This window comes from uncultured Tenacibaculum sp., assembly GCF_947494125.1.
GTDB lineage: Bacteria > Bacteroidota > Bacteroidia > Flavobacteriales > Flavobacteriaceae > Polaribacter.
Genome location: NZ_CANLTU010000010.1, coordinates 117445 through 126660, shown reverse-complemented (window position 1 = coordinate 126660; position 9216 = coordinate 117445). Strand labels below are relative to the sequence as shown.

9 protein-coding genes are annotated in these 9216 nt (G+C 28.3%); 6 read left to right on the top strand and 3 right to left on the bottom strand.

The features are described from left to right. Positions 1–227 precede the first annotated feature (227 nt). On the bottom strand, positions 228–1778 hold the full coding sequence (locus Q0881_RS14570) for a hypothetical protein (RefSeq protein ID WP_299161758.1): 1551 nt from the start codon (positions 1776–1778) through the stop codon (positions 228–230). 133 nt (positions 1779–1911) lie between these two features. Here Q0881_RS14570 and Q0881_RS14565 point away from each other — a divergent pair, with 133 nt between their 5' ends. The 6 genes from Q0881_RS14565 (at position 1912) to Q0881_RS14540 (ending at position 7437) form a co-directional block, all read left to right on the top strand. Next, positions 1912–3087, top strand: a complete 1176-nt coding sequence (locus Q0881_RS14565) for a 2-isopropylmalate synthase (protein ID WP_299161755.1) — start codon at positions 1912–1914, stop codon at positions 3085–3087. Beyond that, the gene (gene leuC, locus Q0881_RS14560; protein ID WP_299161753.1) at positions 3087–4469 is read left to right on the top strand and encodes a 3-isopropylmalate dehydratase large subunit; all 1383 of its coding nucleotides are present in this window, start codon (positions 3087–3089) and stop codon (positions 4467–4469) included. The genes Q0881_RS14565 and leuC overlap by 1 nt, the downstream gene beginning before the upstream one ends. Before the next feature lies 1 nt (position 4470). After that, positions 4471–5049, top strand: a complete 579-nt coding sequence (gene leuD, locus Q0881_RS14555) for a 3-isopropylmalate dehydratase small subunit (RefSeq protein WP_299161750.1) — start codon at positions 4471–4473, stop codon at positions 5047–5049. A gap of 6 nt (positions 5050–5055) precedes the next feature. Then, entirely contained in the window at positions 5056–6171 is a 1116-nt protein-coding gene (gene leuB, locus Q0881_RS14550; RefSeq protein WP_299161747.1) for a 3-isopropylmalate dehydrogenase, read from the top strand. Between the two features lie 150 nt (positions 6172–6321). Further along, positions 6322–6957, top strand: coding sequence for an ElyC/SanA/YdcF family protein (locus Q0881_RS14545; RefSeq protein ID WP_299161745.1), 636 nt, complete (start codon positions 6322–6324; stop codon positions 6955–6957). A gap of 90 nt (positions 6958–7047) precedes the next feature. Then, positions 7048–7437 carry a DUF4345 domain-containing protein gene (locus Q0881_RS14540; RefSeq protein WP_299161743.1) on the top strand — a complete coding sequence of 130 codons (390 nt, stop codon included), beginning with the start codon at positions 7048–7050 and terminating at the stop codon, positions 7435–7437. 68 nt (positions 7438–7505) lie between these two features. Here the strand turns inward: Q0881_RS14540 and Q0881_RS14535 are convergent, their stop codons facing one another. Further along, the gene (locus Q0881_RS14535) at positions 7506–7949 is read right to left on the bottom strand and encodes a DinB family protein (protein ID WP_299161741.1); all 444 of its coding nucleotides are present in this window, start codon (positions 7947–7949) and stop codon (positions 7506–7508) included. Positions 7950–7990: 41 nt separating this feature from the next. Next, a complete protein-coding gene (locus tag Q0881_RS14530; protein WP_299161739.1) occupies positions 7991–9070 on the bottom strand; it encodes a glycosyl hydrolase 53 family protein in 1080 nt (359 codons plus the stop codon). Positions 9071–9216 lie beyond the last annotated feature (146 nt).

The window sequence follows — 9216 nt, the reverse complement described above, 5'->3', positions numbered from 1 at the left end:
GGTCGTTGCCTTTCTTTTAAACCTCAATCTTTTTTAAGATTGAGGTTTTTTTTTGTTCTAAACTTAAATGAAATACTAATCATTTTAAATTAATAAAAAAGCAATTTAAAGATAGTATTATGCTGAATAATTTAATGCGTTTTAGAGCCAATTATGAATAATAATAGTTAGAAGCAAAAGGTATATACTTACCAAAGTGAGCCAAATACAAATGAAGTTAAAGAGGATTACCTTTTAGATTTGTTTTGAATTATTTCAGCTATTGGTTTATTATTAATCTTGCTCTCTAACCATGATAGTATGTCTAGATACAAAAAAGCTCTTTTTTCATAAGGGTGGTCTTCGTAAACTTTTAATCTAGTATGAATTTTTTGGAACTCATTTTTTATTTGATGCGGATAAAGATCACCAAGAGATTTTATTGATACTATGAATTCTTTTTGTACCTCTTGTAAGTTCTCCATTTTTAATAAAAACTTATAGGTTTCTTTAAATTGTTTTTCTAAATGATAATCTAAACCACATTCGTAATGAGCAATTAAATTTAGAATTCTAGCAAAACATTGTAGGTCTTCACCTATATATAACTTTTTTGTTTTAATTATTTTAGAAAGGTATTCTATACATTTCTTATTTTCACCCATTCCAAAATATAAACATGCTATTTTATAATACAGTGTTATGATATGATGTTTATCTAATCTATTACTATACTCATTAATTTTTTCATTTATATCATTAACTAAATACTCTCCTTTTTTAAAAGTTCCTTTTAAAAAATGTTTATGCAGTTGATTGGCGTAATAATATTGAAAAATTAAAATTTCTGTATTGCCATTAATTGGAATTTTATTTTCTTTTATATCGGTTTCAAAAAAGGACAGCTCTTTATTAAATTCTTTTTCATGTTGAATAAAAAATAATGATTCTAATAAATAATTAATACCTTTTAAATAAAAGACAGGATTTAATTGAATCATTTTAGGATACTCTCTAAACAGATTTACCAAATTAGAAGAATATTTATATCCATTTAAAAAATTTTGAGTTAAAAGACTACGCCATAAATGTGCTTTATATAGCCATAAGCGTTCTCTAAATCCTAATGATTTATAATCTAGATTTGGTATGCGCGCGTCAAAATAATTATTAATTTTATTTAATTCCTCATCATTACGAGCGTAACCTGTTTTTAAAAGAATACCATATAATTGTAAAGATAAATTTGATAATTTACTAGTAATAACATTTTGCTGACTTAGCTCTTTAGCTTGTATTGTTAATTCATCAGCTCTAGTATTAATACTCCTAGTTATGTATTGACTTTCTATAACTTTTTCAAGTTCAACAATTTCATAAGCAACATTTTTTTCTTCATTATCCAAAGCTAATATTTTAGCTTTATCAAGAAGCTTTAAACTTTGTTTATAAAGTCCTTTTTGATATAATACAGTTGCAAAATCTAACTGTTCACGTATTTGTACTCTAACATTTTTATGTTTAGGATTCATTCGTAAACTTGTTAAGATTTGTTTATATAAATGAGCTTTTAAATTTGAAAGTTGTTGTTTACTTACAATACCGCTATTAATTATAGTCTTCTCATCATATTTTTTTTGTTTCTCTAAAAATTTAAATAGGATAAAAAATTTTGAATCTGTATTACCATCTAATCTACCTATATATAAATTAAATTGACGTTTTTCTGATTTTGTTAATGATTGAATAAGTACAAATAAAGAATCATTTTGTTGGTTAACTTTTGTAAAATAATTCATTTTAACTAACTGTTTTTCAATTTATTATATTTTTAATAGCTGTTTTTGATATCGTAAAGGTTATTTTAAAAAAAGACCTTTTCGAAAAGCCAATATATACATTTGATTTATATAATGACAATTATTTAAGATAATGAATAACGATAAAGTCCAAATTTTCGATACTACTTTAAGAGATGGTGAACAAGTCCCTGGTTGTAAACTGGACACTAAACAAAAGCTAATTATAGCGGAGCGATTAGATTTTTTAGGAGTTGATATTATAGAAGCTGGTTTTCCGGTTTCTAGCCCTGGAGACTTTAAATCTGTTAATGAAATTGCTAAAATTGTGAAAAATGCTACAGTTTGTGGTTTAACTAGAGCTGTTAAAAAAGATATTGAAGTAGCAGCAGAAGCTTTAAAAATTGCTGCTAAACCAAGAATTCACACAGGAATTGGTACTAGCGATTCTCATATTAAATATAAGTTTAATTCGTCTCAAGAAGAAGTAATAAGAAGAGGTAAAGAAGCTGTTTTTTATGCTAAAAACTTTGTAGATGATGTTGAGTTTTATGCAGAAGATGCAGGAAGAACAGACAATGTTTTTTTAGCTAAGGTATGTGAAGAGATGATTAAAGCAGGAGCTACTGTTTTAAATATTCCAGATACTACTGGTTATTGTTTACCTGAAGAGTATGGTGCTAAAATTAAATATTTAAAAGAGCATGTAAAGGGTATTGAAGGGGTAACAATTTCATGTCATTGTCATAATGATTTAGGCTTAGCAACTGCAAACTCAATAGCCGGTGCAATAAATGGAGCTCGTCAAATTGAATGTACGGTTAATGGAATTGGTGAGAGAGCTGGTAATACTGCTTTGGAAGAAGTAGTTATGATTTTAAAACAACATCCTTATTTAAATTTACAAACAGACATTAATACTCAATTGTTATATGATACAAGTATGATGGTTAGAGAAAGTATGGGAATGCCCGTGCAGCCTAATAAAGCTATTGTAGGAGCAAATGCTTTTGCACATAGCTCAGGAATTCACCAAGATGGAGTGATTAAAAACCGTGAGACTTATGAAATTATTAACCCAGCTGATGTTGGTGTTACTGAGAGTGCTATTGTATTAACAGCAAGAAGTGGTAGAGCAGCATTGGCATACAGAGCTAAAAAAATTGGATATGAACTTACCAAAATTCAGTTAGATTCTGCTTATGGAACTTTTTTAAATTTTGCTGATAAGCAAAAAGAAGTAATTGATGATGATATTCATATGATAATGAAACAAGTTAATAAGATTTCTAAAATAGCAATTGCCTAATGAAAAAGACATTATTTGATAAAGTATGGGATGCACATGTGGTTGATTCTATAAAGAATGGGCCTGAAGTTTTATATATAGATAAGCATTTAATTCATGAAGTAACTAGTCCACAGGCTTTTAATGAATTAAAAGAGCGCGATATTTCAATAGCACGACCTGATAAAATTATAGCAACAGCCGATCATAATACGCCAACAATAAATCAGCATTTACCAGTAAGAGATGAGCTTTCAAGAAATCAGCTAGCAAAGCTTACCAAAAATTGTAATGAGAATAATATTGAATTATATGGTTTAGGACATAAATACAATGGGATTGTACATGTTATGGCTCCTGAATTGGGTATTACACAACCAGGAATGACAATGGTTTGTGGAGATAGTCATACATCAACACATGGAGCATTTGGTGCTATTGCTTTCGGAATAGGAACAAGTCAAGTAGCACAAGTATTTGCAAGTCAATGTTTATTATTACAAAAACCAAAGAGCTTACGAGTAACTGTAAAAGGTAAATTAAAAAAAGGGGTGTTACCCAAAGATGTTATTTTATATATAATAGCCCAATTAGGAACAAATTCGGGAACAGGATACTTCTGTGAATATGCAGGAAATGTTTTCGAAGAAATGTCTATGGAAGGTCGTATGACTGTTTGTAATATGAGTATTGAAATGGGAGCTAGAGGAGGTATGATTGCTCCAGATGAGACAACTTTTGAATATGTAAAAGGACGAAAATTTGCTCCAAAAGGCGAAGAATTTAATGAAAAAGTAAGCTATTGGAAAACATTAAAAACAGATGATGACGCTAAGTTTGATAAAGAATATGCTTTTAAAGCAGAAGATATTGAACCGATGGTAACTTACGGAACAAATCCAGGGATGGGAATAAAAATAACGGAGACGATTCCACAAGAAAATGATGCATCATTTGAAAAGTCATTAGCTTATATGAATTTTCAAAAAGGTGAAAGTTTAGTGAATAAGAAAATCAATTATGTTTTTATTGGAAGTTGTACTAACTCTAGAATTGAAGATTTTAGAGTTGCAGCTTCTTATGTAAAAGGAAAACAGAAAGCACAAAATGTCAATGCATGGTTGGTTCCAGGTTCGCAATTAGTGGCAAAACAAATTCAAGAAGAAGGCTTACAAACTATTTTTGAAAAAGCAGGTTTTGAATTACGAGAACCAGGTTGTTCAGCTTGTTTGGCAATGAATGATGATAAAATACCAGAAGGAGAATATTGTGTTTCTACGTCAAACAGAAACTTTGAAGGACGTCAAGGGCAAGGTGCAAGAACTATTTTAGCAAGTCCTCTAATAGCAGCAGCAACTGCAGTAGAAGGAAGAATTATAGATATAACTAAAAACTTGAATTAAGATGGAAAAGTTTGAGAAATTAATAGATACAGCAATTCCATTATCTACAGAGAATGTTGATACCGATCAAATAATTCCAGCACGTTTTTTAAAAGCAACAGATAAAAAAGGATTTGGAGATAATGTATTTAGAGATTGGCGTTTTCATAAAGATGGAAATGTGAATTATGATTTTGTTTTAAATAATAATAACTATCAAGGAAGTATATTAATTGCTGGAGATAATTTTGGATGTGGTTCTAGTAGAGAGCATGCAGCATGGGCATTATCTGGGTACGGTTTTAAAGTAGTTATTAGTAGTTTTTTTGCAGATATCTTTAAAGGTAATGCATTAAATAATGGAATTTTACCTATTCAAGTATCTAAAGAGTACTTAAAAGATTTAATAAAAAAAGTTACAGAAGTCCCTGATACTATTCTTATAGTTGATTTAGATAATCAAGTGCTAAAAACACCTATTGGAAATAGTGAATTTGAAATTGATCAATATAAAAAACTATGCATGCTTAATGGGTATGATGATATTGATTTTTTAATAAGTAAGAAAGATAAAATAAAAGCTTTTGAAGCAACATTATAAAAAATTATGAAATACAAAATAGCAGTTATTCCAGGAGATGGTATTGGACCTGAAGTTATTGAACAAGCAAAAAAAGCATTAAATGCAATTGCACATGTTTACGATCATACTTTTATTTATAAAGAAGCAATGATGGGAGCTTGTGCCATTGATACTACTGGAAATCCTTTACCAGATGATACATTAACAATTTGCAAAAAGTCAGATGCAATTTTATTTGGAGCTATTGGTCATCCAAAATATGATAATGATCCAAGTGCTAAAGTGAGACCTGAACAAGGTTTATTAAAATTACGAAAAGAATTAGGATTATTTTGTAATGTTAGACCCGTCAAAGCATATGACCAATTAATTGAAAATTCTCCATTAAAAAAGGAGATTATAAAAAACACTGATATTTCTATTTATAGAGAATTAACTGGTGGAATATATTTTGGAATAAAAGAATTAAGTGATGATGGTAAAATAGCATTTGATGGTTGTTCTTATTCAGTTGAAGAAATAGAACGCATTGCACACTTAGCTTTTAAAGAAGCACAAAACAGGCGTAAAAAACTAACTTTAGTTGACAAGGCAAATGTATTAGAAACTTCTCGTTTATGGAGAAAAACCGTTACAGTTTTGGCAAGCCAATATCCAGATGTAATCTTAGATTTCTTATTTGTAGATAATGCAGCAATGCAATTAATTTTAAATCCTAAGCAGTTTGATGTAATTTTAACAGAGAATTTATTTGGAGATATTATTAGTGATGAAGCAAGTGTTATTGGAGGTTCTATTGGATTGTTGGCATCTGCTTCAGTTGGAATAGAGAATGCTTTGTTTGAGCCAATTCATGGTTCTTTTCCACAAGCTACAGGAAAAGATATAGCTAATCCATTAGCATCTATTTTATCAGCAGCAATGTTATTAAAACATATAGGGTTACATAATGAGGCAGCAGCAATAGAGAAAGCAGTACAAAAATCATTAGAATTAGGAATTACAACTGAAGATATTAAGTCTGATACTAATTTTGGAACCAGTAAGGTTGGAGATTTTATAGCTGATTATATTTATAATCAAGAAGATAGTAATTTAAATTTTCAAAATATACATATGGGGCAGAGCACCATTATATAATTGATTATTACATGCAATTAAAAGAGGTATTTATATGTTTATAAATGCCTCTTTTTTTTATCATAAATTTTTGAGTTTATTAAGAAGTTATTTTTGTTTAAAAAAATAATTATTTAAGTTTATATATTATATGAAATAATTAATAAATGCATGAAAAAGAAAAAATATAGTATAATATTGTTTGTAGTATTATTCCCATTATTGATAATCCTAATTTCAAATTATTCAATAGAAAGCTATGCAAAAGGAAAAACTTTTTCTAATGCTTCAGAAATAAAGAAAAACAAAGTTGGACTTGTTCTAGGAACAGCCAAAATGCTAAGTAATGGAATGGTTAATTTGTATTTTAAATATAGAATTGAGGCTACAGTTGAATTATTTAAAAAAGGGAAAATTGATTTTGTACTAATAAGTGGAGATAATGGAAATAAAAGTTATGATGAACCTACCGATTTTAAAAATGAATTAATTAAATATGGAATACCAGAAGATAAAATATTCTTAGATTATGCTGGGTTTAGAACCTTAGATTCTGTAGTTAGATGCAAAGAAATTTTCGGACAAGATAAGGTTACCATAATATCACAAAAATTCCATAACGAAAGAGCTATTTATTTAGCACATAATCATGAGATTGAAGCGATTGGATTCAACGCTAAAGATGTTTCAGGACGTTATGGTTTAAAAGTTAAATTGCGAGAGTATTTAGCGAGAACAAAAGTTTTTATTGATATTTTATTTGGAGTTAAACCTAAGTTTTTGGGTGAAAAAATAGAAATAAAATAATTTTTTTAAGATTAAAATATACCCCTGACATACCGCTGTCATCAGTTTGTTTTAAGTTTGCAGTGTACTAAAAAACTAAAGAGAATTAAAATGGAAATTTTTAAAATTATTACGTTAGCATTATCAGGAAGCTTATTATTATTTGTAGGTATGATGAGATTGAGCAATCCTATAAAAACGTATTTAAAGAATTCAGGAATTAAATTAGAGAAAGATGCTAGTTTATTGAATGAAATGAGAGGAGTAAGTGGAGTTATGCTATTGGGAGGAATTATTATTTTACTTGGAATAATAGTTTCTAAATTAACCTTCACTTCATTTGTAGTAGCAATATTAATTTTTCTAGGATTTGGAATAGGGAGGATGTTGAGTATTAGTTTAGACGGAAAGCCAAATAAATTAATAACTCAAGGATTAGCCTCAGAATTAGTTTTAGCTACATTAAATATAATTTGTTTGGTAAGTCTTGTAACTATATAATATTTAAGTCAATTATATATTGAATAAAAAGAGTCTGACTTATAAAGGTTAGACTTTTTTTATAGTTTTTATTTCATAATTTGATTTAAGTGATGCTCTATATGATTCACATAGTCAGTCATTAAAAACCGTAAATCTGAGATATTATCTTTATCCAATTCAATTTTATAATTAAGTGTTTTTTCTGTTTGTAATTTCATTAAGTTAAGAATCCTATTATTAATAGAGACCCAAAAATTAAGAAGCTCCTTAATTTCAGCATTTTGATAATCATTAACCTTCACTAATTTATTTTGTTCGTATTTTCTTATTCTATAAGGTTTGCTTTCGAATTGAATCTCTGTAAATCGTTGAAGGTTATTAATTCCAGAGTCAATTAAATGACCTAAAATTTCTTTTTTAGACCATTTATCAACATCTATTTTTTTACTTATTTCCAATTCTGAAAATTGAGATAAATATTTCAACCCTTTTTTTAATAACTCTTCAAGATTCCTAATTGTTTGTTTCATTTTTATTTATGATTAATTATTACAATTTTAGAAGTTGTTTTTTATTCAGTTTTAAATTCTAATAATACAGGTAAGGCTTTATTATCAAAGTTAAATAATGCTTGATTCTCCCAAGGAGAAGCTTCTGTAGATTTATTTCCTTTCCAAGCAATTAGTTCGGCACCCCAATAACAAAATCCTATTCCATTTTCTACTTCACTAGTTAATTTTTTTATTTGTTTTATAAATTTTTTCTGCCCTTCAATTGTTGCAGGAAATCCTGGTAAAATTAGTTGCTCCTCTAAACCAACAATGTTGTTTGTCCAATCATTCCATTCGAGGGTAAAAGGATAAGCAGTTTCAGCAATTAGTATTTTCTTATTATGAACTTTACTTAAATACTGCATTTTAGTTTTAAGGTTCTCTAAAGATTTTCCATGCCATATTGGATAATACGATAAACCAATAATATCATAATCTAATGTACTCACTTGATTAAAAAACCAATCAGAATTTTCTATACCGGCAAAATGTAAAATTATTTCGGTGTCATTTGAATTTGCTCTTACAGCTGTAATTCCTTGACTCATTAATTCTACAAATTGCTGAAAATTAGTTGAAATATTTCCATAAGGATGGAGAAAACCAGTATTTATTTCATTACCAATCTGAATATAATCAGGTTGTATTTCGTTCATTATTTTTTCAGTATAGTTGTATACATTACCTTTTAATTGAGCAAAAGTTATTCCTTGCCACTGCACTGGAGTTTCTTGATGAGCTGGGTCTGCCCAAGTATCTGAATAATGAAGGGTTAGCCAAATTTTAAAACCATAAGCTTTTAAAGTTTGAGAAAACTGTTTTACTTCATTAAATCCAGAATGTTCATTAAGTGGATTTACCCAAAGTCTTAATCTAACAGTATTAACCCCATTCTCTTTAAGTATTGTTAAAAAATCTTTTTGACTTCCACCCAAATCATAAAATGTAGGATTTGAATTCGATATTTCTGGATACCTTGAAATATCAACAGCAGAAATTAATTCAGAATTTCCACTCTCTGGATTAGGGGAGTTTATAACTTCTTTATTACAAGAAATTAAAACTAAAAAAAATATTATTATTTGGATTATTCTATTCATTTTTTAGGATGACTCAAGATTATTAAAATTAAAGTTTTCTGAGAACTTCCAAAGCCTTTTTAGCCATTTTTGTTGTAGAATTTGGATATTTAGCCTTGTAATTAGTCACTCATTCATAACAACACACCCCATAAGTAGTATAAATA